This is a genomic window from Pseudomonas sp. HMSC057H01 (genome assembly GCF_001836405.1).
Taxonomy (GTDB): Bacteria; Pseudomonadota; Gammaproteobacteria; order Pseudomonadales; family Pseudomonadaceae; genus Pseudomonas; species Pseudomonas aeruginosa.
In genome coordinates, this window is record NZ_KV828512.1 from 288,662 (window position 1) to 309,034 (window position 20,373).

Genomic DNA, 20,373 nt, shown 5'->3' on the forward strand with positions numbered 1-20,373 from the left:
GCTCGCATTGAATTTGAGACTAGAAGAGTTACGAGATGGCTGACAGACAATTGCTACACACGGCCCATATCCCGGTGCGCTGGGGCGACATGGACAGCTACGGGCACGTCAACAACACCCTTTATTTCCAGTACCTGGAAGAGGCCCGGGTGGCCTGGTTCGAAACCCTCGGCGTCGACCTGGAAGGCGCTGCCGAGGGGCCGGTGGTGCTGCAAAGCCTGCACACCTACCTGAAGCCGGTGGTGCATCCGGCCACCGTGGTGGTGGAACTGTACGCCGGCAAGCTGGGCACCAGCAGCCTGGTACTGGAACATCGCCTGAGCACCCTGGAAGATCCGCAAGGCACCTATGGCGAAGGCCACTGCAAGCTGGTCTGGGTGCGCCACGCGGAAAACCGTTCGACGCCCGTGCCGGACAGCATACGCGCCGCGATCGCCTGACTCAGGCGCCCGGATAGGCCGCGTCGAGCACGATCTCCAGGGCGTCCGGGCGCCAGAACTCCTGGTCGAACTCGACCACCCTCTGCCCCTCCGCGTAACTCAGTCGCTCCAGGTACAGCGCCGGCGAACCCGGCGCCAGTTGCAGCGGCTCGGCCTGGGCCGCGTTCAGCGCGGTCGGGTGCATCGCCAGTTGGCAGCGCGTCGGCTGCAGGCCGAAACGCTCGCGCAGCAGGCTCATCAGCGAAGTATCGAGGTCGTGGTCCAGCAGGCCTGGGCACCACCCGGCATCCAGGGCGATCAGTTCGATCAGCACCGGACGCTCGTCCACCCAGCGGCGCCGTTGCAGGAAATACACCGGCGCGCTGTCCTCCAGCCCCATCCGCTTGGCCAGCCAGGCGCCGGCTGCTCGCCGCTCGGCGTGCAGCGTCTCGGTACGCGGCTGGCGTCCCTGGGCGCTGACGTATTCCATGAAGCCGGTGGTACGGGTCGGGTTGTAGCGGATCCGCGGCGGCGCGACGAACCAGCCGCGGCGGTTCTCGCGATAGACCAGGCCTTCGGTTTCCAGTTGCTGCAGGGCTTCGCGAAGGGTGATGCGGGTACACAGGAAGCGCTCGGCCAACTCCCGCTCGGAGGGAAGTTTCACCTGCAGCACGCCCTGGGCGATATCCGCGGCGAGCTGGTCGCGGATGCGCAGGTACTGACGAGATTGATCGACCGGCATGACGGCCTCGCTGATTCAGACCGGCCGATTATAACGGCAGCCCGTCGGCCTATCGCCACTGCCACGAAAACGTCACGGCAGCGTCACAAAACCCATCTAGGCTGGCCTAGACCATTTGCCAGACGCCTTTCGCATGCCCAGCTCCGACCAACTCCCGCGCTTCACCGCCCTGCTCTTCGGACTCTCCGGCGGCCTGGTGGATTTCGGCGCCCGGACCCTGTCCCTGGCGCTGCTGCGCAGCCATCCGCATAGCCCTGCCGAACACCTCCGCGACGCCAGTCTGCTGCCCTTCGCCGAGGCACAAAGCTTCCTGTTGCGGCGCAAACCGAACAAGAGCGAGCGCCAGCGCCTGGAGCAGGCCCTCGACGAAGCCGCCGGGGAACAGGCCGAAGCCATCGCCGGTGCCGTGGCCCTGTTGGAGAGCCTGGACGAACAACGGATTCCCTATGCCTGGCAGGACGAGCTACCGGAATCGGTCTGCCAGCGCCTTGCCGCGCCGCTCGGCCGAGCGGACGCCCTGATCCCCCTCGCCGGCGCGCGCCCCTGGCCGGCCCCCGATGGCTGCTGGCAGGCCCTCGCCCGGCTGGGCATCGAGCGCCTCGACGGCTGCGTGCTGGTCAGCGCCCAACCGCGTCAACTCCAGGCCGGACTCAATGCCGGGCTATGGACCATCGGCCTGGCCGCCAGCGGGCCGTCGTGCGGCCTCTCGCCGGCCGACTGGGACGCTCTCGGACATACCGAGCGCGACCGCTTGCGTGCCGACGCCACCCTGGAACTGTACCGCCTGGGCGTGCATTCCGTGATCGATCACCTGGGCGAGCTGCAACCCTGCCTGCACGACCTCGCCGTCCGCCGCCTGAAAGGAGAAAAACCATGAGCCGCGCCCGTCACCGCTTTCTCGACGAACTGGCCGAACGCTTCGCCAGCCATGGCGCCGAGCCCTATGGCGAGGCAGTCAGCCAGGCCGAGCACGCGCTGCAGTGTGCGACCCTGGCCGAGCGCGCCGGCTGCTCGGACAGCCTTGTAGTCGCCGCCCTGCTGCACGATATCGGCCACCTCTACGAAGACCCGGCGCAGATCGACGAGGAGGACCTGCGCCACGAGGAATTCGGCGCACGCCTGCTGCGCGAGCTGTTCCCAGAGTCGGTCTGGCAGCCGGTGCGCCTGCACGTATCGGCCAAGCGCTTCCTCTGCGCGGTGGACCCGAGCTACCACGCCAGCCTGTCGCCGGCCTCCCGGCACAGCCTGGTGCTGCAAGGCGGGCCGTTCGACGAGCGTGCCGCCGCGGCCTATATCAAGGCGCCCTATGCCCAGGACGGCCTGACCCTGCGCCGCCTCGACGACCTGGCCAAGGACCCGGCCATGCGCACCCCCGAACTGACGCACTTCTTCCCGCTGCTGGAACGCCTGCTGCGGATTGTTCCGGATCGCGCACATCTGCGCCCGACAGGTTAATCTGTTCGGCATGGACGGACCTTTCGGCGCCCGCCGGAGGTCCACCGAAGACTTGTACGTCGAGGGAAATACCATGCCGAAAGAGAGTCTGCTGCGCGAACTGTCCGCCCTGCGCGAGCAACTGGAGCAACAACCGCCGCTGAACGAAGAGCAGCGCGCCGAACTGGAACTCCTGATCAGGGACATCGAACTGAAACTGGCCAACGAGGACGCCCTCAACGAAGGCAGCCTGGTCGATGGGGTCAACCTCGCCGTCGAGCGCTTCGAGGTCAGCCACCCGACCCTCGCCGGCACGCTCCGCTCCATCGTGCAGAGCCTGGCCAACATGGGAATCTGAACGACTTGCCGAAATGAAAAGCCCCGGCATGGCCGGGGCTTTTTCGTATCCGCGTGTTGCGAGGCGTTACTGGCGCACCAGGCGTCGGTTGTCCGGTGCGACCTCCGCCAGGCTGCGGTAGGGATTGATATCCAGGCCGCCACGGCGTACGTAGCGCGCGTAGACGCTGAGCGCCTGCGGCTGCAACAGGCGCTGCAGGTCGAGGAAGATGCGTTCGACGCACTGTTCGTGGAAGTCCTGGTGCTGGCGGAAGGAAACCAGGTAGGCCAGCAGGCTGGCCGGGTCCAGCGCCGGGCCCCGGTAGTCGACCACCAGGGTGCCCCAGTCGGGCTGGCCGGTGACCGGGCAGTTGGACTTGAGCAGGTGGCTGTAGAGCTGCTCCTCGACGATCCGCCCGGCGTCGCAGCGCAGCAGTTCCGGGCGCGGCTGCTCGTAGCCGTCGACGGCGATGTCCAGCTCGTCGATGCAGCGCCCCGGCAGACGCCCGATGCCCTCCTCGGCAACCTCGTCGAGGCTGCGCAGGCGCACGCCCACGGGCGCCCCGGCAGCGGCCGAGAGGTCTTTCTGCAATACCGCGCGAAGCGCCTCACGACTATCGAAGGCGGACTGGTTGAGGGAATTGAGGTAAAGCTTGAACGACTTCGACTCGATGATGTTCGGCGAGTCCGCCGGGATCGAGAACTCGCCGATCGCCACCACCGGCTTGCCGGCCGGGGTCAGCCAGGACAGCTCGTAGCAGTTCCAGATATCCACGCCGCGATAAGGCAGGGTCTCGGCGCTCAGGCCAAGCTCGGCCCATTTCGCCGTGCGTGAAATGGGAAACAGCAGCGACGGCGTGTAGCTGGAGACGTATTCGCTGGTCTTGCCCAGCGGCGAATGTTCGGCGGGATGCTGCATGAGGGAAACCTGCTGGATGAATCGCGCAGGGCCCTTCCCCGCGCGCCGCGCCGCACTGGCGGGCGGCGGCAAGTGTATACGGATCGGCCGGCATCTTCACGCCGGCCGTCCGCCGGCTCAGGGCTGCACGGTCAGTTGACCGACCATCCCGGCCTGGTAGTGGCCGGGGATGTTGCAGGCGAACTCCAGCCGGGTGGCTTTGGCGAAGGTCCAGGTCAGCTCGGCGCTCTTGCCCGGCTCGACCAGCACGCTGTTGGGGTCGTCGTGCTTCATCATCCGGCCATGGTCCATGCCGGCCATGCCGTGGCCCATCTGACTATGGTCCATCGACGCCATGCCGGTCGGGGTGAGCATCCCGGACTGCTGCATCTCCAGCATCTCCTTCTGGTGCTCGGCATGCATCGCCGCGTCTCCCAGGTTGAACTCGTGCAACAGCTTGCCTTCGTTCTTCAGCACGAAGCGGACCGTCTCGCCGGCCTTGACCTCGATCGCCCGCGGCTTGAAGTACATGTCGCCGAGCACCACCTCGATGCTGCGGCTGGCCTGCGCGGCCTGGGCCGGCTTGCCGAAGGCCTGGCCGTGGGCCGGCGAAGCCTGGGCGTTGGCACCGAAAAGCACGCCGAGGACGATCAGGGAAGCGGGAAGCAGGCGGCGCGGAAACATACGGGGAATCTCCATCGGGTTGATGTCGCCTATCCTGTGTCGCTGCGCCTGCCGGCTGGCTGTCGGGAGCATTACATCTTTGTCAGCTTGCCGCCGTTGCGGACCGCGAAGGCTAAGATCGCCCAGCGCCACCGACGGGCATAAAAAACCCGCCGACCGGAAACCAGGGAACCGGTGGCGGGTGAAGACGGGATCGGAGCCCTCCGTCATCCCGTGTGGAGCCGGGGGTGGAAGAACTGGCGATCAGCAGTTTTCCTTGTCCTTCTTCGTCGCTTCGGCCTGCTTCGCCAGTTTTTCCTGGTGCGCGGCACGAGCCTTGGCGGCCTGGGCCTGCATGCGCTCGAAGACGATGTCGCCGCCGCTGTCGGCCATGGCCGGAACGGTCGGGGCGAGGACCAGCAGGAAAGCGAGGGTGGAGGCAGTGAAGGTACGCATGGGAAGTCTCCTCGAATGAGTTCCCCTGTAGTCTGCGCGGGGGCCACTGTCGCCCCCGTTACCCACTGATTACGATGCTGTCAGAAACAGGTCGGCATGGCCGGCAAATGTAACGAGGGATGAACATGAAACTGCTGATCGTCGAAGACGAACCGCGCATCGGCCAGTACCTGCGCCAGGGGCTCGCCGAGGCAGGCTTCGCCGTCGACCTGAGCGACGATGGCAACGAGGGCGAGCAACTGGCCCTGGGCGGCGACTACGACCTGCTGATCCTCGACGTCATGCTGCCCGGCCGTGACGGCTGGCAGATCCTGCGCAGCGTGCGCGACGCCGGGATGACCATACCGGTGCTGTTCCTGACCGCCCGCGATGCCGTAGAGGACCGCGTGCGCGGCCTCGAACAAGGCGCCGACGATTACCTGGTGAAGCCGTTCGCCTTCGTCGAACTGCTCGCCCGGGTGCGCACCCTGCTGCGCCGGGGCAGCCAGCAGTTGCAGGAGACCACCCTGCAACTGGCCGACCTCGAACTCGATTTGCTGCGCCGCCGGGTGCAACGCCAGGGCAAGCGGATCGACCTCACCGCCAAGGAGTTCGCCCTGCTCGAACTGCTGCTGCGGCGCAGCGGCGAGGTGCTGCCCAAGTCGCTGATCGCCTCGCAGGTCTGGGACATGAACTTCGACAGCGATACCAACGTCATCGAGGTGGCCATCCGCCGCCTGCGCGCCAAGGTCGACGACGACTACCCGCAGCGCCTGATCCATACCGTGCGCGGCATGGGCTACGTTCTCGAAGAGCGCGACGAATGAGCGCCGGGTTCGGCTCGCGGATGTCCCTCGGCGTCCGCCTGAGCCTGCTGTTCGCCGCCTGCACGGCGGCGGTCTCGCTGATCGCCGGATTGATCTTCAGCAGGGCCATCGACGAGCATTTCGTCGAACTCGACCACCTGGCGATGTCCGCCAAGCTCGCGGTGTTTCGCGACGAACTGCGCGGCCTCGGCTCGGAACAGCAGATGCGCCGCCGCGAAGCGGAACTGCTGCGCGAACTGGCACGCCACCCCGACCTCGGCCTGCGCCTGAACGGCCCGGATGGCAACCTCTGGTTCGAGCGCCTGCCGCAGCCTGCGCATCCCGGTCTGCCCGCCAACCGCGAACTCGGCGCCCCGCTGGAGCCCGGCAACGACGCTTCGCCGCGACTCACCGTGATCCTCGACATCAGTCATCACCAGCACTTCCTGCAACGCATGCGCCAGTTGATCTGGCTGACCATGAGCCTGTCGGCGCTGGCCACCGCGCTGCTCGGCGCCTGGGCCACCGGCGCCAGCCTGGCGCCGCTGCGACGGATGCGCGAAGTCGCCGCGCGGGTTTCCGCCAACTCCCTCACCACCCGCCTCGACGCCAGCCGGATGCCGGAGGAGCTGCGCGGCCTGGCCGGCGAGCTGAACGCCATGCTGGCGCGCCTGGAAGAAGCCTTCCAGCGCCTCTCGGCGTTCTCCGCCGACATCGCCCACGAGTTGCGCACCCCGCTCACCAGTCTGCTGACCCAGACCCAGGTGGTATTGTCCCGCCCGCGCTCGCTGGAGGACTATCGCGAGGCCCTGCACGGCAACCTCGAGGAGCTGGAACGGCTCACCGCGATGGTCAACGACATGCTGTTGCTGGCCAAGGCCGACCACGGCCTGCTGGCGCCCAGCCGCCAGGCCCTGGACCTGGGCGCGGAAGTCGACTCGCTGCTGGAGTTCTACCAGCCGCTGGCGGAAGACCACGATATCCGCCTGCTGCGCGAAGGCAGCCTGAGCCTGCCCGGCGACCGCGGCATGCTGCGGCGGGTGCTGGCCAACCTGCTGGACAACGCCCTGCGCTTCACCGCCGATGGCGGAGAGATACGTATCCGTCTCGGCGACCGACGCCTGAGCGTGGAGAACCAGGGTCCGGCGATTCCTCCCGAGCGCTTGCCGCGCCTGTTCGACCGGTTCTATCGTGCCGATCCGGCGCGCCGCGAAGGCCAGGGTGAACACGCCGGGCTCGGCCTGGCGATCTGCCGCTCCATCGTCCAGGCCCACGGCGGCGAGATCCGCTGCGAGTCTGCCGACGGCTGGACCCGTTTCGTCATCGATTTCGCTCGCCCGCGCCGATGAAACGCGAAGCCCCCATGACGGGGGCTTCTGTTTCATGCCTTCGAGCGTTTCATTGGCGCATGCCGCGCCCGCTCACCAGCAGCCTTACGCAGCCGAGATAGAGCACCGCGGTGGCCAGCAGCATGAAGCCGATGGCCACGCCGATGCGAATGTCGGAGACGCCGAGGATGCCGTAGCGGAAGGCGTTGACCATGTGCAGGATCGGGTTGGCCAGCGACACGGTCTGCCAGAACGGCGGCAGCAGGTTGATCGAGTAGAACACCCCGCCCAGGTAGGTCAGCGGCGTCAGCACGAAGGTCGGGATGATCGAGATGTCGTCGAAGTTGCGCGCGAACACCGCGTTGATGAAACCGCCCAGGGAGAAAATGGTCGCGGTAAGCACCACCACCAGTACCGTGATGCCCAGGTGGTGCACCTGCAGCTTGGTGAAGAACAGCGACAGCAGGGTCACGATCACCCCCACCGCCAGGCCGCGCAGCACGCCGCCGATGGTGTAGCCGAGGAGGATGGTGTGCGGCGACACCGGCGACACCAGCAGTTCCTCCACCGAGCGCTGGAACTTGCTGCCGAAGAAGCTCGACACCACGTTGCCGTAGGCGTTGGTGATCACCGACATCATGATCAGGCCGGGCACGATGTATTCCATGTAGGTGAAGCCGCCCATGTCGCCGATCTGCCGGCCGATCAAATTGCCGAAGATCACGAAGTACAGGACCATGGTGATCGCCGGCGGCAGCAGGGTCTGCGGCCAGATCCGGGTGAAGCGGCGCACCTCGCGGTAGACGATGGTGTTCAGGGCGACCAGGTTGGCGCTCAGTTCGCTGCTCATCGGGCGATCCTCGTCAGGTTCTTCTCCACCAGCGACACGAACAGCTCCTCCAGGCGATTGGTCTTGTTGCGCAGGCTCAGTACCTCGATGCCTTGTGCACCCAGTTGGGCGAACAGGTCGTTGATGCCCTGGCTCTTCTCCACCTGCACTTCGAGAGTGTGGTCGTCGACCAGCCGCGTCGGATAGCCGTCGAGGGTCGGCGGCAGGGCCTGGACGTTCTTCAGGTCGAGCAGGAAGGTTTCCGAATGCAGGGTCATCAGCAGGTCGCGCATGCTGGTGTTCTGCACGATCTCGCCGTGGTCGATGATGGCGATGTTGCGGCAGAGCTGCTCCGCCTCTTCCAGATAGTGGGTGGTGAGGATGATGCTGATGCCTTCCTGGTTGAGTTCGGTGAGGAAGCTCCACATCGAACGGCGCAACTCGATGTCGACCCCGGCGGTGGGCTCGTCGAGGATCAGCAGGCGCGGCTGGTGGACCAGCGCGCGGGCGATCATCAGGCGTCGCTTCATGCCGCCGGAGAGCATCCGCGAGGCTTCGTTGCGCTTGTCCCACAGCCCCAGCTGGGTCAGGTAGCGCTCGGCGCGCTCCTTGGCGATCTTCGCCGGGATGCCGTAGTAGCCGGCCTGGGTCACGACGATGTCGAAGACCTTCTCGAACTGGTTGAAGTTGAACTCCTGCGGCACCACGCCAAGGCAACGCTTGAGGCCGGCCGGGTCCTTGTCGAGGTCGTGGCCGAACACCGAGACCGAACCGCTGGTCTTGTTCACCAGGGTCGATAGAATCCCGATGGTGGTGGACTTGCCCGCGCCGTTGGGGCCGAGCAAGGCGAAGAAATCACCTTCGGCGACGTCCAGGTCGATGCCCTTGAGGGCCTGGAAACCGTTGCCGTAGGTTTTCGTCAATTGACGGATGGACAGGGCGGAACTCATTAGGCTTCCCGTGTCGGAAGGTGAAGAGGAAGAGCTAGATAAGGCTACGGGTAACAAAATGCAACAGTAGCCGGCTCAGGTCAGTTCGGTCATTACCGCGGTGCGGAACGCCGGGCGCTCGCGCAAGCGCAGGTACCAGGCCTCGAGGTGGGGCAGCGGCGGGCGCTCGATGGGCATCTCGAACCAGGCGTAGATGAAACAGCCCAGGGGAATGTCACCCATGCCGAAGCGTTCGCCGGACAGCCAGGGTTGGCCGGCCAGGGTCTGGTCCGGCACCCGCAGCAACTCGCCGCAGGTCTGCAGCGCCTTTGCGATCAGGGCCTCGTCGCGTTGCTCCGGCGGCGTACGCAGCGTTCCCCAGAACAGGTCGCGGAACGGCCCGGCGAGAGTCGAGGTGGTCCAGTCCATCCACTTGTCGGCGTCGGCGCGGCGCACCGGGTCCTGCGGATAGAGGTCGCCCGGCGCATAGCGGGCGGCCAGGTAGCGGACGATGGCGTTGGATTCCCAGAGGACGAAGCCGTCGTCCTCGATCACCGGCACCCGACCGTTCGGGTTCATCGCGCGGAACGCCGGCTCATCCACCAGGCCGAACGCCCCGCCGGCATCCACCGTCCGGTACTCCAGGCCAGCCTCCTCGGCGCACCACAGCGCCTTGCGCACATTGCTCGAGTTCTTCCGGCCCCAGATGGTCAACATACTCTGCGTTCCCTCTTCGGTTGATGCGGCGGATGGATCGCCGGAGCGCCCGGACGACATGCCGCACCCTACCGAGGATGGACCGAAGAAGGAAGACGCGCCGGCTGATGGTGACTATCGACGCCCTTCATCTTGTCCGGCCTCGGCCTGGAAATCGCCATCCAGGGCCAGCGGGCGGCCGGAGAACAGGTGCGGATAGTGCTGCTGCAGGTGAGAGAAGAACAGTTCCTCCGGCAGGTCGGCGAACTGGCCGTGATCGACCAGGTACTCCATGTAGCGCTCGCCCTGGCGGTTGAACGGATGGAAGACGCTGTCGGCGACGCCGTCGAACTCCAGCGGAGCGACGTCGAAGGCGCGGCACAAGGCACGGTTGAACGCCGGGGTGGCCTTCACCCAACGGCCCTCGAGGTACAGCTCGGTATAGCCGTGCATGGCGAACACCTCGCTGCGCAGCGCTTCCAGCAGGCGCGGCGTGGCCAGGTGGTTGCGCACGTCGGCCAGGCCGATCCGCGCCGGAATCCGGCAATGCCGGGCGCAGGCGGCGAGCAGGATGGCCTTGGGCACGCAATAGGACTCGCCCTGCTGCAGCGCGTGGCTGGCCTTCAGGGTCTGCGGATCGCGGCTGAACACGTAGGGGTTGTAGTGCACCCCGTCGCGTACCGCGTAGTACAGCGCGACCGCCTGGTCACGCGGTTTCGCCGAATTCCCCCGGGATTTTTCCGCGAACTCCACCACCACGGGGTGGTCACTATCCACGAAGCGGCCGGATTGTAGGTAGGACTGCATGGCGGGCTCCCGGCGGGCAATTTGTCCCAGTCTAAACGGGAAGTTTTCGCCTATAACGTGACAAACCGGCCAAGCTGACCGGCCCTGCCGCCAAACGGCGGCAAACGGGCTAAGCTCGAGACGCCGCCTGGCGTCTTCATGGAGGATTCCGCATGTTGTTGCTCTGGTTAGTCGTACTGGTACTCGGTGTCGCTTACCTCGCCCATCGGCGTACCCCACCCGCTCCCGCGCTCGGCATCAGCGCCGCCTACCTGATCCTGATGGGCGTGTTCAGCCACGCGCCCGGCTGGCTGCTGCTGGTCTTCTGGCTGCTCTGGCTGGCGGTGGCGCTTCCCCTCGCCCTGCCCGACCTGCGCCGGCGCGTGCTCAGCGGTCCGCTGTTCGCCTGGTTCCAGAAAGTCCTGCCGCCGATGTCCGACACCGAGCGCGAGGCCATCGAGGCGGGCACCGTGTGGTGGGATGGCGAATTGTTCAGCGGCCGCCCGGACTGGCAGAAACTGCTCGACTACCCCAAGGCGCAACTCACCGAAGAAGAGCAGGCCTTCGTCGACGGCCCGACCGAAGAACTCTGCGCCATGGTCAGCGACTGGGACATCGGCCAGCGCATGGACCTGCCGGAAGAAGCCTGGGCCTTCATCAAGCAGCACGGCTTCTTCGGCCTGATCATTCCCAAGGAGTACGGCGGCAAGGGCTTCTCCGCCTTCGCCCACTCACAGGTGGTGATGAAGCTCGCCACCCGCAGCGGCGACCTGGCCTCGACGGTGATGGTGCCGAACTCCCTCGGCCCGGCCGAGCTGCTGCTCCACTACGGCACCGACGAGCAGCGCCAGCGCTACCTGCCGAGCCTGGCCAAGGGCGACGACATCCCCTGCTTCGCCCTCACCGGCCCCTACGCGGGCTCCGATGCCGGCGGCATGACCGACGTCGGCATCGTCTGCAAGGGCGAATGGGAAGGTCGCGAGGTACTCGGCCTGCGCCTGACCTGGGAAAAGCGCTACATCACCCTCGGCCCGGTGGCCACCCTCCTCGGCCTGGCCTTCAAGTGCCACGACCCGGACCATTTGCTGGGCGACGAGGAGGACCTGGGCATCACCCTGGCGCTGATTCCCACCGACACCCCCGGGGTCGAGATCGGCCGCCGCCACGTGCCGCTGGGCGCCGCCTTCATGAACGGTCCGAACTCCGGCAAGGACGTGTTCGTGCCGCTGGAGTACATCATCGGCGGGCAGGAAATGATCGGCAAAGGCTGGATGATGCTGATGAACTGCCTGTCGGTCGGACGCTCCATCTCGCTGCCGGCGGTGGGCACCAGCGCCGGCAAGGCCAGCAGCTACGTCAGCGGTCGCTACGCCCAGGTCCGCGAGCAGTTCAACGTGCCGATCGCCGCCTTCGAAGGCATCCAGGAGGCGCTCGCCCGCATCGGCGGCAACGCCTGGCTGATGGACAGCGCGCGAATCCTCACCGCCAACGCGGTGGACCTCGGCGAGAAGCCCTCGGTGCTTTCGGCGATCCTCAAGTACCACCTCACCGAGCGCGGCCGCGAGTGCATCGCCCATGCCATGGACATCCATGGCGGCAAGGGCATCATCATGGGCCCGAACAACTACCTGGGTCGTTCCTGGCAGGGCGCGCCGATCTTCATCACGGTGGAAGGCGCGAACATCCTCTCGCGCAACCTGATGATCTTCGGCCAGGGCGCGATCCGTTGCCATCCGTACGTACTCAAGGAAATGGAACTGGCCCAGCGCGAGGACAAGGACCAGGCCGCCCGCGAGTTCGACGCGCTGCTGGTGAAGCACATCGGCTTCGCCGTCGGCAACGCCGCCAGCAGCTTCCTCCTCAGTCTCAGCTGCGGCCACCTCGGCAACGCGCCCGGCGACCGCATCAGCCGTCCCTACTTCCGCGCGCTGAACCGCCTGGCGGCGTCCTTCGCCCTGCTCGCCGACTTCAGCATGATGCTGCTGGGCGGCGAACTGAAGCGCAAGGAACGCCTCTCCGCGCGTCTCGGCGATGTCCTCAGTTATCTCTACCTGGGCTCGGCGGCGCTCAAGCGCTACCACGACCTGGGCAACCCGGACTACCTGCATCCGCTGCTGCGCTGGGCCATGGAGGAAAACCTCGGCAAGGCCGAGGCGGCGCTGGAGGACCTGCTGAACAACTTCCCCAGCCGCTTCTTCGGCTGCGCGCTGAAGGTCCTGGTACTGCCGTTCGGCCGCCGGCACAAAGGGCCGGGCGACGAACTGGACGCCGAGATCGCGGAAATCCTCGGCCGTCCGGACGACGACCCGGCGTTGCAGGCGATCCTCGCTGGCGCGTTCCTGCCGAAGGACCCGCAGGACCCGGTCGGTGCCCTCGCCCACGCCTTCGACGCGGTACGCGAAAGCGCCGCGCTGGAGAAAACCCTGCACAAGGCGATCAAGGAAGGCAGGGTCCAGCCGCAAGCGGGGCAGAACCCGATCGATGCCGGCGCCGCCGCCGGCGTGCTGAGCGCCGAGCAGGCGCAGGCCCTGCACCAGGCCGAAGCGGCACGGCGCAAGGTGATCGACGTCGACGACTTCGCCAAGGAGGAACTGCAACTGGCCGACGGCAGGATCCGCTGACACTCCGCGGCAAAGCGACGGTCGCAACCGACAAAGGCGCCTTCCGGCGCCTTTGTCGTCTTCACCCACCCAAACCCGGGCGATTGGCTAGAATCGACGGGCACATCCCTGACGTACGGGAGGCCATCATGCTCAAGCTATTTGCCACCGGCCTGGCAGCCTCGTTTCTCCTCCTGCCCCCGGCGCAGGCCGCACCGCCTGCGCCCTATGGCGTGCAGCCGCACCAGCAGGCGGTGCAGCGCGCTGGCGAACAGCGCCAACGCCAGCTCCAGGAACAGCGCCAGCGCTTCGACGAACAACGCCTGCAACTGCAGCAGGATCAACTGCAACGCCAGCAGCAGAACCTGCAGCGGCAACGGCAGCAGCGACAGATGCAGGACAACCTGATCCGCCAGCAGCAACTGGACCAGCAGCGCTGGCGCCTGGAGCAGGACCAGCGGCGCCTCGACAGCGAACGCCGGCAACTGGAAAACCGCCGGCGCCAGAGCCAGTCCCCGGCGATCCGCTGAAACTGGCCGGCGCCGCGAAACCCTTTATACTGCCCAGCTTTTTTCCAGAGGACCCGTCATGGCCAACTCCTACCTCGAGCACCACCTCGCCCTGCTCCAGCACCTGCGCAACATCCTCGGCGCCCTGGGCGAGGCCGAGCAGGTGCCGGAAGAAAACCACGGGCTGTTCCTCGAGCGTTTCGACGAACTGATGGACGAACTGCCGCGCGACCCGGAAGGCGCCCAATACCTCGGCCAGGACCTGATTTCCCAGGTCTTCCACCGCTATCCGCAGATCGCCCACCTGGTACCGCGCGACCTGCTGTGGTTCTTCGGCGGCGATTGCCTGCACTTCATGCCGGACGAAGAGATCGACCTGTTCCAGCGCCTCGACGAGCGCCGCTACGAAGCCGAAGAGCGCGGCGAAACGTTCGACTGGAACCGCGAAAAGCAGTTGCTCGCGCTGCCCGAGGACAGCCCGCGGCACTGAATCGCCACGGCCACCGGCCGTCCCGCCCCGACCGCCATCCGTGCGCTCGGGGCCGCCTCCCGCCAGCCCAAACCTCGCTACCCTTTCCGAATAAAAAACGGACCGCCCGCCCGATTGCCGGAGCGCGCCGAGTCCGTACCTAGCAGTTCTGCCGGGTAGCCGGAGCTTCACACCCCTTCGCCGCACACGTCCCCACTGATTGCTCTGCAGCGAGCATGTCGTACCTCGCCGGAGCTGCCGATCAATCTGGCGAAGGCGCAGGCATGCACTCGAACGAGTCAACGGAAGACCGCTGTTCACGCCACTACACCCTGCTGCAACGGTGCCCGCTGCTGCACGGGCTGCCCGATCTGCTGCGGCACGTGGCGACCCATGCGTCGGAGCGCCGGTTGCGCGACAAGGACGTCCTGTTCCTCAAGCACGACCCTGAAGACTTCATCGGCCTGGTCCTCGGCGGACACCTCTATACCGTGCTCTACGGGCCGGACGGGCGGGAGCTGATCGTCAATGATATCCGTCCTGGCGAAGTGATCGGGGAAACCGCGCTGATCCAGCCGAACCGCCGCGAGACCTCTGCCTACGCCTCCGGCGCGGCGTCGGTGCTGATCCTCCACCGACGTCACTTCGCCCCGTTGATCGCCGACACGGAATTCCTCAACCGCGCGCTGGCCCTCCTCTGTTCGCGCCTGCGCGAAGCCTCCGGTTTCGTCGAGAGGGTCTGCCTGCATCGCCTGGAGTCGCGCCTGGCGCGCCATCTCCTGGCCAGCCTGGCGAGCGAACAACCCGAGGGAGCCTGCGCGACGCTACCGACCAACCAGAGCATCCTAGCAGCGATGCTCAACGCCAGCCGGCCGAAGCTCAACGCGCAACTGCAAATATGGAAACGCGAAGGGCTGATCAGCTGCCGCAACGACCGGATCCTGATCAACGACCTCGGTCGCCTGCGACGCAAGGCCGAACTACCAGCCGCGCCCCTGTCACCCAGGTAACAGCCTCGCCCACCGCCCGCCTCACAGACTGCTCGCCGACACGAGCAACCAGGGAGGTAGCGGTTATGGATCGTCCGAATCAGCCAGGCGGCAACGAAACCGGTTCCGATCGCCTGTTCGAGGAAAGCTGGCGTGCCGCGCAGGCTGGCCTGCGCAAACGCGCACAACGCCTTGCGCGCGGCAACAGCCATCGGGCCGAAGAATGGCTGTCGAGCACCGCGGTCAAGGCGCTGCTGTTCCTGCGCCAGTCACCGGAGCGGGTACGCGACCCCCAGGGCTTCCTGTTCCTGGTCCTGGAACACGTCTACCTGGACAGCGCGCGCCACCAGATCCGCGAGGACCGCCTCATCGACCGCGGCATCGACCTGCACGATGGCCAGTTGGAGCGCTTCGCCGCCGTCGGCTCGCCGCTGGAACGCCTGGAGCAGCTGGAACGTCTCGACCAGGTGGACAAGGCCCTGGCCTCGCTGTCGCGCCAACAGCAGCAGCTCTTCGAACTGCGCTTCATCGAGGAACTGCCCTATGCCGACATCGCCAGCCAGCTCGGCATAGCCCCGCCGCTGGTGCGCAAGCGCGTGCAGTTGCTGCGCTCGCGGCTGAGCGCCGACTTTTTCGCCGGCGACGTTTCACAAGACAGACGCAGCCGCGTTCATTCCTGACAAACGAGTCGAGGCCCGTGCGACCGGCCCCCTGCCCGACAAGCACCTGCCCATTCAAGGAGAGTCCCATGGCTGACCCCACGGCTGTGAATGCCCAGATCACCGATGCCGTCACCCAGACCAACGTCAAGGTGGTCGCCGAAGCCCCGGCCCAGGCCATCGCCGCGCTCTACCAGATCGCCAGCCATTCCGCCGGCCTGTCCCTGCAGAACGCAGTCTACAGCCAGCAGGCCCTGAACCAGATCTCCACCGCGGTGGTTTCCAAGGCGGTGTCGATGATCATGGCGATAGAAGACAAGAAAGGTATCTGACCCGCCCCTTGATCCCAGGAGTGCCCAGACATGTTCGGCTTCGGCAAGAAATCCGCGCCCGCGCCCGCGCCATCCGGCGACAGCGAGCAAGCCGCCGCCCCCGGCGAGGCCGGCCGGCAGACGCCAGCCAGCGGCGGCAGGGCGTCCGCCAACGGCGACGTGAAGCTGCCGTCGCGCCCTTCGCCGCTGGCCGGCATGAGCGAGCGCCTGCTCAAGCAGACCGAGGCGCCGCCGCCGGACACCAGCGCCCTGAACAGTCAAGTCGTGCAGGCGGTGCAGATGAGCAACAGCGAAACCGCCGGCTATGCGCCGTCGCAGATCGCCATCGCGCCGAACATGATGATCAGCCAGGCCTCCGGGCTGGTGGCGCAATCCGCCGCCAGCTACTTCGACGGAGTCAGCAAGATCGCCCTGGCCAGCCAGGCGATCCTGCTCCGGCAGATGACCCAGAACATCGCCGAAAACAAGCTGGCCCAGGCTGCCGAGGACGCGCTCGGCGCCCTCGCCACCGACCTGCTGATGGGCGCCGCCGCCGCGGTAGCCGCGGCGGCCGGGGCGATCGAGGCGGAATCGGCCAGCTTCGCCATCGACAAGATCGACCAGAGCATCGCCAAGTACAGCGAGACCCTCGCCAGTCGCGGCGGCAAGGACACCCAATCGTAGCCACCACCGGCGGGGCCGGCGGCGTCCGGCCCTGGCACAGGAGAGCCGTCATGGCCTATTTCAAGCTGGAAGAACCGGTCAGGTTCCATCGCTATCCCTTCGACTTCCATAGTCACTTCGCCGGCATCCTGCCGGTGGAAAGCAACAGCCGCTGGACGCGCGACCGCCGGGTCTTCCGCGTCGGCGAGCGGCAAGTGAGCCTGGAGAAAGGCCAGGAGCTTTCCCTGATCGGGCTGCTGATGAGTGCCCGCGGCGTCGCCCCGGACGTCGACGGCAAGGCGCTGGAGGAGGCTCGCCAGGCCGCGCACTATGAGCTGTTCGAACTGGCTCTGCAGCGGATGGTCAGGCGCAATCCGTTCGCCGCGACCGACCGTCAGGGCTACCTGCGCGGCGAATGCGCGGCGGAGAACATCTATCTCGCCTGCCTCATCCTGGCGCAACGTTTTGGCCGGACCTCGCCGCCAGCGGCCATCGACCAGCCAGCGATCTACCTCGGCACCCTGGAACTGCTCGGTGCGAGCGCGGTTCGCGACAGCGAGACGGACCAGTTCGTCCGCTACTTCAACCGCAAGATCTGGAGCGGCAACAAGTACACGCCGTTCGACGACGCCTACTGGGCCCGCGGCGCCATCCGCGATCGCCATCCGGGCGAATTCGCCTGCCTGACGCTGGGGTTCCTCCTCCACGAAGGAATCAGCCATACCCAGACGGCGACGGGGGAAGACGAGGTGGCCGTCCTCGATTCCCTGTTCGAACAATTCAACGCCTCCGAGAAGACCGCCTACCGCCTGCTCGCCCACACCGCGCATGGCTATGCCAGCGAAGCCGCCTTCGATGCCGAGCTGCACAGGATCCTCCGTCATTTCGAAATACAGCAGGGGCAGCCACCGCAGGCCCGGCTGGTCGGCATCGACCTGCTCGGCATGGAGACCGCTACCGGCCTGTACCGACAGTTCTTCGACTTCCTCCTCGGACAGGCCGCGGTGTTTCGCCACTACCTGGACGGCAAGCCGGAAACCCGCAAGATGGTCCTGCACATCCATTGTGGAGAGGGGACCGGGGTGTCCGACGACAACCGGTCGCTGTGCGGTTACTTCCTGCGCAACGCCAACGCGCTGGACGATTTCTACGCAGCGCTCTCCGCCTATGCCTGGAAGTGCTATGGCAACACCATCCGCCAGGGCAAGGCGCGGCTACGCGAACGGGAGAACCTGCAGGAACGTGACAAGGCGCCCAGCGCCCTCGCCGGCCTTTTCGACGAACTGTTTTTCGGCAACAGCCTGACCGCCTCCGGCCTGCGGCTACGCCGCTTCGACATCACCAGCGGGACTACCCAGGCCCTGGTCGCCTATTACGCCCGCACCAACGTCGTGAACCTCTGCCAGGCGCTGGCCAGCCGCGACGCCGACGGCAACAGCTACTACCGCCGCCTGCTGGAGAGCGATCTGTTCAGCCTGCGCATCGGCCATGCCTACTACTACCGCAACTATCTGGCCAGCAAGTTCCCCGAGCTGTGCTTCGACACCAACCTGGGAAGCAATTTCATTACCGGCGCCTCCGGCCTCTTCGACTCGCTGCAGGAATACCGCCTGAACCGTGGCCTGCGCCATCTCGATGGATACGTCGGCACCGACCAGCTCAAGGAACTCAGTCTGGCCATCGCCTACCAGGGCGAACAGCGCCTGGACCCACAACAGATGCAGTACGTCCATGCCCTGGCGGAAAGCCAGAGCGGCTTCGACGAACTGGGCGAACACCTCCCGGGTACACCCGGCTGGGCGAAACCCGCGCTGGAACAGTTCTTCGTAAGTCAGTGCGCGCTCTACCGCTCCGAGGAGGATCGCTACTTCCAGTTCGAAGCCTACCGGCGCCTCTTCGCCCAGGTCCTCAACTGGCGCTCCTATCTGCTGGGCGCCGACGGCCAGGGTGTCGAGCACTCCAACGTACAGGACGAAGCGATCCGCATGGCGCTCCTGCTCAACTATGCCGCCGCGGACCGCCACGGCCGGGTTCCGGCCGCTTCGCTGGAGAATGCCCAACGCCTGCTGGTGCAACTGGGCAGCGCCTACTGGGAGGAAACCATCGGCGCCGTCGACCTGGCCGGCGCGCCCCATCGGGACCGAGAGCTGCAGCGCTTCGAAGGATTCGCCGCCCCCGCCTCGGTCGTGCGCATCTCCACCCGCAGCAGTTGAGGAGCGACCGATGAGCGCCTACGCACGCTACATCAGACGCCGCGCGCTCGCCGCCGCGGACCGCCCGGCGCAGCGTTCGCCGGACGCCAGCGAGGAGGCACGGGACCAACCGCCCCCCAGCAGGCCGGCGAGCGGAAAGCGCCTGCTGGAAATATCGGACAGCGATGCGGCCAAGCTCTTGGCCGTGCTGAAACTGCTCGGATGAGCACCCACCCCAGGAGAAGCGTCATGAAGGAAGAACTCGAAACCCTCGTCACCCAGGTCAAGGCACTCCTCACCGAATGCCTGCAAGGCTGGCTCCAGGCCCTGTCCCAGGGAGACAGCGTGGACGACCCGGCCAGCCTCGGACAGTTGGCGGTGCAGTTGAGCACCGCCTACAGCACCCTGCAGGCCGCTGCCGCCGCCTACCCCGGCGATACCGGCAGCAGCGCGCAGGCCCCCTCGGCGGACGGCACGCAGCAGTACTGAAGCCTCGCCACGACACCCCGCGCACCGCGCGTCCATCGCAGAGGAGTCCGCGCATGTCGATCTCGGAAGAATTGGGAAGGAATCTGGTCCAGCTGGCGCAACGCTGGCTGAAACGCCCCCTCACCAGCGAAGAACACGAGCAGTTGAGACAGTTCCAGCTCGGCCTCGGCAACGACGCCAGCAGCGATCCGGCCGTGCACGCGCGACAGCAGGCCGAACAGGTGATCGAGAACGGCCGGCAGCGTTCCGAAGGCTCCATCCGCCAGATCCTGCAGAACGTCCAGCAGGCCTCGACCCAGGCCCTCCGCGCCCAGGACAGCGGCGAGCAGGCGATTCTCGAGGCGGTCAATGCCGCCGGCAGCCTGGCCGAACTGCGTCCCGGCCACCTGCAGAGCGGCCAGGCAAGCGCCAACCAGTTGGTGATGTCGCAGATTGCCGACCGCCTGGCCAACCTAGTGAAGAGCGAGGTACGCCTGTGCTTCGAGCAGAACTTCGGCTCGCTCAAGCAGCAACTGGAGAACGCTATCGCCATCTTCAACCAGAGCAACCACAACACGTCCGCACCGCCGCCGGACAAGCCCGACCCGCCCGCCGCATGAGACCGCACCGACAAGCGCCCCGCCTCGCGGGGCGCTTGCATTTTCGCCGCCCGCCAGGCCTGGCGCCGACGGATTCACAACTCCCTGGCTGGAGCGTTCATCAAGACAGCACGACATGAGCCGTGCCGTTCACTCACAGGGAGTCACATCATGAGTTTTCCGACCGCAGTCAACGACCAGATCACCGATGCCGTCACCCAGTCCAACGTCAAGGTCGTCGGTGAGGCGCCAGCCATGGCGCTGGGCACCATCTACCAGACCATGGCCCACTCCACCGGGATTCTCTTCGAGAACGCGGTGAGCGCCCAGCAACAGCAGAACGCCCTGGCCCTGGCCGCCTCCAACATGGGCGTGATGCAGATCTACAGCCTCGACACCGCCGCCGATGCCGGAGCCACCGAGAAAGTCGGCCAGTTGGGCGTGGCCGACAACCTCACCAGCCTGCTGACCGTACTGAAATCCTTCACCTGAGCCTGACCCGCCGGGTCCAAGCAGTCGCCGTACATCCTTCGCAATGATTCAGGAGAATCACCATGAGCTTCCCAACCGCAGTAAACAACCAGATCACCGATGCCGTCACCCAGTCCAACGT

26 protein-coding genes are annotated in these 20,373 nt (G+C 66.4%); 18 read left to right on the forward strand and 8 right to left on the reverse strand.

What is annotated here, in order from left to right:
• The first annotated feature begins 35 nt into the window (after positions 1–35).
• The gene (locus tag HMPREF2581_RS26155; protein WP_003138775.1) at positions 36–440 is read left to right on the forward strand and encodes an acyl-CoA thioesterase; all 405 of its coding nucleotides are present in this window, start codon (positions 36–38) and stop codon (positions 438–440) included.
• Position 441: 1 nt separating this feature from the next.
• On the opposite strand, the gene HMPREF2581_RS26160 is transcribed toward HMPREF2581_RS26155, so the two are convergent.
• Positions 442–1,161, reverse strand: coding sequence for a UTRA domain-containing protein (locus tag HMPREF2581_RS26160; protein ID WP_003104061.1), 720 nt, complete (start codon positions 1,159–1,161; stop codon positions 442–444).
• 133 nt (positions 1,162–1,294) lie between these two features.
• Here HMPREF2581_RS26160 and HMPREF2581_RS26165 point away from each other — a divergent pair, with 133 nt between their 5' ends.
• The 3 genes from HMPREF2581_RS26165 to HMPREF2581_RS26175 all read left to right on the forward strand — a co-directional run bounded on the left by HMPREF2581_RS26165 (position 1,295) and on the right by HMPREF2581_RS26175 (position 2,953).
• Positions 1,295–2,038, forward strand: a complete 744-nt coding sequence (locus HMPREF2581_RS26165; RefSeq protein WP_003108944.1) for an HAD superfamily inactivated hydrolase PcrP — start codon at positions 1,295–1,297, stop codon at positions 2,036–2,038.
• On the forward strand, positions 2,035–2,616 hold the full coding sequence (locus HMPREF2581_RS26170) for a phosphonate degradation HD-domain oxygenase (RefSeq protein ID WP_003138773.1): 582 nt from the start codon (positions 2,035–2,037) through the stop codon (positions 2,614–2,616). Before HMPREF2581_RS26165 ends, HMPREF2581_RS26170 begins: the two co-directional genes overlap by 4 nt.
• A gap of 73 nt (positions 2,617–2,689) precedes the next feature.
• Positions 2,690–2,953, forward strand: coding sequence for a DUF4404 family protein (locus tag HMPREF2581_RS26175; RefSeq protein ID WP_003090878.1), 264 nt, complete (start codon positions 2,690–2,692; stop codon positions 2,951–2,953).
• Between the two features lie 66 nt (positions 2,954–3,019).
• Here the strand turns inward: HMPREF2581_RS26175 and queF are convergent, their stop codons facing one another.
• From queF to ptrA, 3 genes are all read right to left on the reverse strand, one after another.
• Entirely contained in the window at positions 3,020–3,850 is an 831-nt protein-coding gene (queF, locus tag HMPREF2581_RS26180; protein WP_003098780.1) for an NADPH-dependent 7-cyano-7-deazaguanine reductase QueF, read from the reverse strand.
• Between the two features lie 117 nt (positions 3,851–3,967).
• Entirely contained in the window at positions 3,968–4,585 is a 618-nt protein-coding gene (locus tag HMPREF2581_RS26185; protein ID WP_003130851.1) for a copper-resistant cuproprotein CopI, read from the reverse strand.
• A 171-nt stretch (positions 4,586–4,756) separates the two neighbouring features.
• On the reverse strand, positions 4,757–4,948 hold the full coding sequence (gene ptrA, locus HMPREF2581_RS26190) for a T3SS anti-activator PtrA (RefSeq protein WP_003090881.1): 192 nt from the start codon (positions 4,946–4,948) through the stop codon (positions 4,757–4,759).
• Between the two features lie 125 nt (positions 4,949–5,073).
• Between ptrA and HMPREF2581_RS26195 the strand changes: the two genes are divergently transcribed.
• Positions 5,074–5,754: a heavy metal response regulator transcription factor gene (locus HMPREF2581_RS26195; RefSeq protein WP_003108949.1), complete on the forward strand. Its 681-nt coding sequence runs from the start codon at positions 5,074–5,076 to the stop codon at positions 5,752–5,754.
• A complete protein-coding gene (locus HMPREF2581_RS26200; protein ID WP_003138769.1) occupies positions 5,751–7,082 on the forward strand; it encodes a sensor histidine kinase in 1,332 nt (443 codons plus the stop codon). The genes HMPREF2581_RS26195 and HMPREF2581_RS26200 overlap by 4 nt, the downstream gene beginning before the upstream one ends.
• A gap of 49 nt (positions 7,083–7,131) precedes the next feature.
• On the opposite strand, the gene HMPREF2581_RS26205 is transcribed toward HMPREF2581_RS26200, so the two are convergent.
• The 4 genes from HMPREF2581_RS26205 to HMPREF2581_RS26220 all read right to left on the reverse strand — a co-directional run bounded on the left by HMPREF2581_RS26205 (position 7,132) and on the right by HMPREF2581_RS26220 (position 10,322).
• Positions 7,132–7,911 carry an ABC transporter permease gene (locus tag HMPREF2581_RS26205; protein WP_003119886.1) on the reverse strand — a complete coding sequence of 260 codons (780 nt, stop codon included), beginning with the start codon at positions 7,909–7,911 and terminating at the stop codon, positions 7,132–7,134.
• Positions 7,908–8,840: an ABC transporter ATP-binding protein gene (locus HMPREF2581_RS26210; protein ID WP_003090885.1), complete on the reverse strand. Its 933-nt coding sequence runs from the start codon at positions 8,838–8,840 to the stop codon at positions 7,908–7,910. Before HMPREF2581_RS26210 ends, HMPREF2581_RS26205 begins: the two co-directional genes overlap by 4 nt.
• Positions 8,841–8,915: 75 nt before the next feature.
• Positions 8,916–9,536 (reverse strand): glutathione S-transferase family protein, encoded by a 621-nt coding sequence (locus HMPREF2581_RS26215; protein ID WP_003108953.1) that lies wholly within the window; start codon positions 9,534–9,536, stop codon positions 8,916–8,918.
• Positions 9,537–9,650: 114 nt separating this feature from the next.
• Complete coding sequence (locus HMPREF2581_RS26220) at positions 9,651–10,322, reverse strand: transglutaminase-like domain-containing protein (protein ID WP_003138766.1); 672 nt, start codon at positions 10,320–10,322, stop codon at positions 9,651–9,653.
• Positions 10,323–10,474: 152 nt separating this feature from the next.
• Between HMPREF2581_RS26220 and HMPREF2581_RS26225 the strand changes: the two genes are divergently transcribed.
• From HMPREF2581_RS26225 to HMPREF2581_RS26280, 12 genes are all read left to right on the forward strand, one after another.
• On the forward strand, positions 10,475–12,922 hold the full coding sequence (locus HMPREF2581_RS26225; RefSeq protein WP_003108955.1) for an acyl-CoA dehydrogenase: 2,448 nt from the start codon (positions 10,475–10,477) through the stop codon (positions 12,920–12,922).
• Between the two features lie 128 nt (positions 12,923–13,050).
• Complete coding sequence (locus HMPREF2581_RS26230) at positions 13,051–13,431, forward strand: PA2816 family glutamine-rich protein (RefSeq protein ID WP_003090889.1); 381 nt, start codon at positions 13,051–13,053, stop codon at positions 13,429–13,431.
• 58 nt (positions 13,432–13,489) lie between these two features.
• The gene (locus HMPREF2581_RS26235; RefSeq protein ID WP_003090890.1) at positions 13,490–13,900 is read left to right on the forward strand and encodes a PA2817 family protein; all 411 of its coding nucleotides are present in this window, start codon (positions 13,490–13,492) and stop codon (positions 13,898–13,900) included.
• 263 nt (positions 13,901–14,163) lie between these two features.
• Positions 14,164–14,889, forward strand: a complete 726-nt coding sequence (locus tag HMPREF2581_RS26240) for a Crp/Fnr family transcriptional regulator (protein ID WP_003108957.1) — start codon at positions 14,164–14,166, stop codon at positions 14,887–14,889.
• A gap of 65 nt (positions 14,890–14,954) precedes the next feature.
• Entirely contained in the window at positions 14,955–15,548 is a 594-nt protein-coding gene (locus tag HMPREF2581_RS26245) for an RNA polymerase sigma factor (protein ID WP_003090892.1), read from the forward strand.
• 68 nt (positions 15,549–15,616) lie between these two features.
• Positions 15,617–15,859, forward strand: a complete 243-nt coding sequence (locus HMPREF2581_RS26250; RefSeq protein ID WP_003090893.1) for a RebB family R body protein — start codon at positions 15,617–15,619, stop codon at positions 15,857–15,859.
• Positions 15,860–15,889: 30 nt separating this feature from the next.
• Positions 15,890–16,522, forward strand: coding sequence for a hypothetical protein (locus HMPREF2581_RS26255; RefSeq protein WP_003108962.1), 633 nt, complete (start codon positions 15,890–15,892; stop codon positions 16,520–16,522).
• Positions 16,523–16,572: 50 nt separating this feature from the next.
• The gene (locus HMPREF2581_RS26260) at positions 16,573–18,714 is read left to right on the forward strand and encodes a hypothetical protein (protein ID WP_003138763.1); all 2,142 of its coding nucleotides are present in this window, start codon (positions 16,573–16,575) and stop codon (positions 18,712–18,714) included.
• Between the two features lie 10 nt (positions 18,715–18,724).
• Positions 18,725–18,919 (forward strand): hypothetical protein, encoded by a 195-nt coding sequence (locus HMPREF2581_RS26265; RefSeq protein ID WP_003090898.1) that lies wholly within the window; start codon positions 18,725–18,727, stop codon positions 18,917–18,919.
• Positions 18,920–18,942: 23 nt separating this feature from the next.
• Positions 18,943–19,182, forward strand: a complete 240-nt coding sequence (locus tag HMPREF2581_RS26270) for a hypothetical protein (RefSeq protein WP_003090900.1) — start codon at positions 18,943–18,945, stop codon at positions 19,180–19,182.
• Positions 19,183–19,235: 53 nt separating this feature from the next.
• Positions 19,236–19,781, forward strand: a complete 546-nt coding sequence (locus HMPREF2581_RS26275; protein WP_003090901.1) for a hypothetical protein — start codon at positions 19,236–19,238, stop codon at positions 19,779–19,781.
• A gap of 150 nt (positions 19,782–19,931) precedes the next feature.
• Positions 19,932–20,252 (forward strand): RebB family R body protein, encoded by a 321-nt coding sequence (locus HMPREF2581_RS26280; protein WP_003108980.1) that lies wholly within the window; start codon positions 19,932–19,934, stop codon positions 20,250–20,252.
• Positions 20,253–20,373 lie beyond the last annotated feature (121 nt).

Excerpts from the sequence above, each read along its gene's own strand:
- HMPREF2581_RS26245 (WP_003090892.1), top strand. The coding sequence starts at position 14,955 with ATGGATCGTCCGAATCAGCCAGGCGGCAACGAAACCGGTTCCGATCGC.
- HMPREF2581_RS26230 (WP_003090889.1), top strand. The coding sequence starts at position 13,051 with ATGCTCAAGCTATTTGCCACCGGCCTGGCAGCCTCGTTTCTCCTCCTG.
- HMPREF2581_RS26275 (WP_003090901.1), top strand. The coding sequence starts at position 19,236 with ATGTCGATCTCGGAAGAATTGGGAAGGAATCTGGTCCAGCTGGCGCAA.
- HMPREF2581_RS26280 (WP_003108980.1), top strand. The coding sequence starts at position 19,932 with ATGAGTTTTCCGACCGCAGTCAACGACCAGATCACCGATGCCGTCACC.
- queF (WP_003098780.1), bottom strand. The coding sequence starts at position 3,850 with ATGCAGCATCCCGCCGAACATTCGCCGCTGGGCAAGACCAGCGAATAC.
- HMPREF2581_RS26185 (WP_003130851.1), bottom strand. The coding sequence starts at position 4,585 with ATGCTCCCGACAGCCAGCCGGCAGGCGCAGCGACACAGGATAGGCGAC.
- HMPREF2581_RS26195 (WP_003108949.1), top strand. The coding sequence starts at position 5,074 with ATGAAACTGCTGATCGTCGAAGACGAACCGCGCATCGGCCAGTACCTG.
- HMPREF2581_RS26155 (WP_003138775.1), top strand. The coding sequence starts at position 36 with ATGGCTGACAGACAATTGCTACACACGGCCCATATCCCGGTGCGCTGG.
- ptrA (WP_003090881.1), bottom strand. The coding sequence starts at position 4,948 with ATGCGTACCTTCACTGCCTCCACCCTCGCTTTCCTGCTGGTCCTCGCC.
- HMPREF2581_RS26235 (WP_003090890.1), top strand. The coding sequence starts at position 13,490 with ATGGCCAACTCCTACCTCGAGCACCACCTCGCCCTGCTCCAGCACCTG.
- HMPREF2581_RS26175 (WP_003090878.1), top strand. The coding sequence starts at position 2,690 with ATGCCGAAAGAGAGTCTGCTGCGCGAACTGTCCGCCCTGCGCGAGCAA.
- HMPREF2581_RS26205 (WP_003119886.1), bottom strand. The coding sequence starts at position 7,911 with ATGAGCAGCGAACTGAGCGCCAACCTGGTCGCCCTGAACACCATCGTC.
- HMPREF2581_RS26170 (WP_003138773.1), top strand. The coding sequence starts at position 2,035 with ATGAGCCGCGCCCGTCACCGCTTTCTCGACGAACTGGCCGAACGCTTC.
- HMPREF2581_RS26250 (WP_003090893.1), top strand. The coding sequence starts at position 15,617 with ATGGCTGACCCCACGGCTGTGAATGCCCAGATCACCGATGCCGTCACC.
- HMPREF2581_RS26255 (WP_003108962.1), top strand. The coding sequence starts at position 15,890 with ATGTTCGGCTTCGGCAAGAAATCCGCGCCCGCGCCCGCGCCATCCGGC.
- HMPREF2581_RS26220 (WP_003138766.1), bottom strand. The coding sequence starts at position 10,322 with ATGCAGTCCTACCTACAATCCGGCCGCTTCGTGGATAGTGACCACCCC.
- HMPREF2581_RS26240 (WP_003108957.1), top strand. The coding sequence starts at position 14,164 with ATGCACTCGAACGAGTCAACGGAAGACCGCTGTTCACGCCACTACACC.
- HMPREF2581_RS26270 (WP_003090900.1), top strand. The coding sequence starts at position 18,943 with ATGAAGGAAGAACTCGAAACCCTCGTCACCCAGGTCAAGGCACTCCTC.
- HMPREF2581_RS26200 (WP_003138769.1), top strand. The coding sequence starts at position 5,751 with ATGAGCGCCGGGTTCGGCTCGCGGATGTCCCTCGGCGTCCGCCTGAGC.
- HMPREF2581_RS26165 (WP_003108944.1), top strand. The coding sequence starts at position 1,295 with ATGCCCAGCTCCGACCAACTCCCGCGCTTCACCGCCCTGCTCTTCGGA.
- HMPREF2581_RS26210 (WP_003090885.1), bottom strand. The coding sequence starts at position 8,840 with ATGAGTTCCGCCCTGTCCATCCGTCAATTGACGAAAACCTACGGCAAC.
- HMPREF2581_RS26265 (WP_003090898.1), top strand. The coding sequence starts at position 18,725 with ATGAGCGCCTACGCACGCTACATCAGACGCCGCGCGCTCGCCGCCGCG.
- HMPREF2581_RS26160 (WP_003104061.1), bottom strand. The coding sequence starts at position 1,161 with ATGCCGGTCGATCAATCTCGTCAGTACCTGCGCATCCGCGACCAGCTC.
- HMPREF2581_RS26215 (WP_003108953.1), bottom strand. The coding sequence starts at position 9,536 with ATGTTGACCATCTGGGGCCGGAAGAACTCGAGCAATGTGCGCAAGGCG.
- HMPREF2581_RS26260 (WP_003138763.1), top strand. The coding sequence starts at position 16,573 with ATGGCCTATTTCAAGCTGGAAGAACCGGTCAGGTTCCATCGCTATCCC.
- HMPREF2581_RS26225 (WP_003108955.1), top strand. The coding sequence starts at position 10,475 with ATGTTGTTGCTCTGGTTAGTCGTACTGGTACTCGGTGTCGCTTACCTC.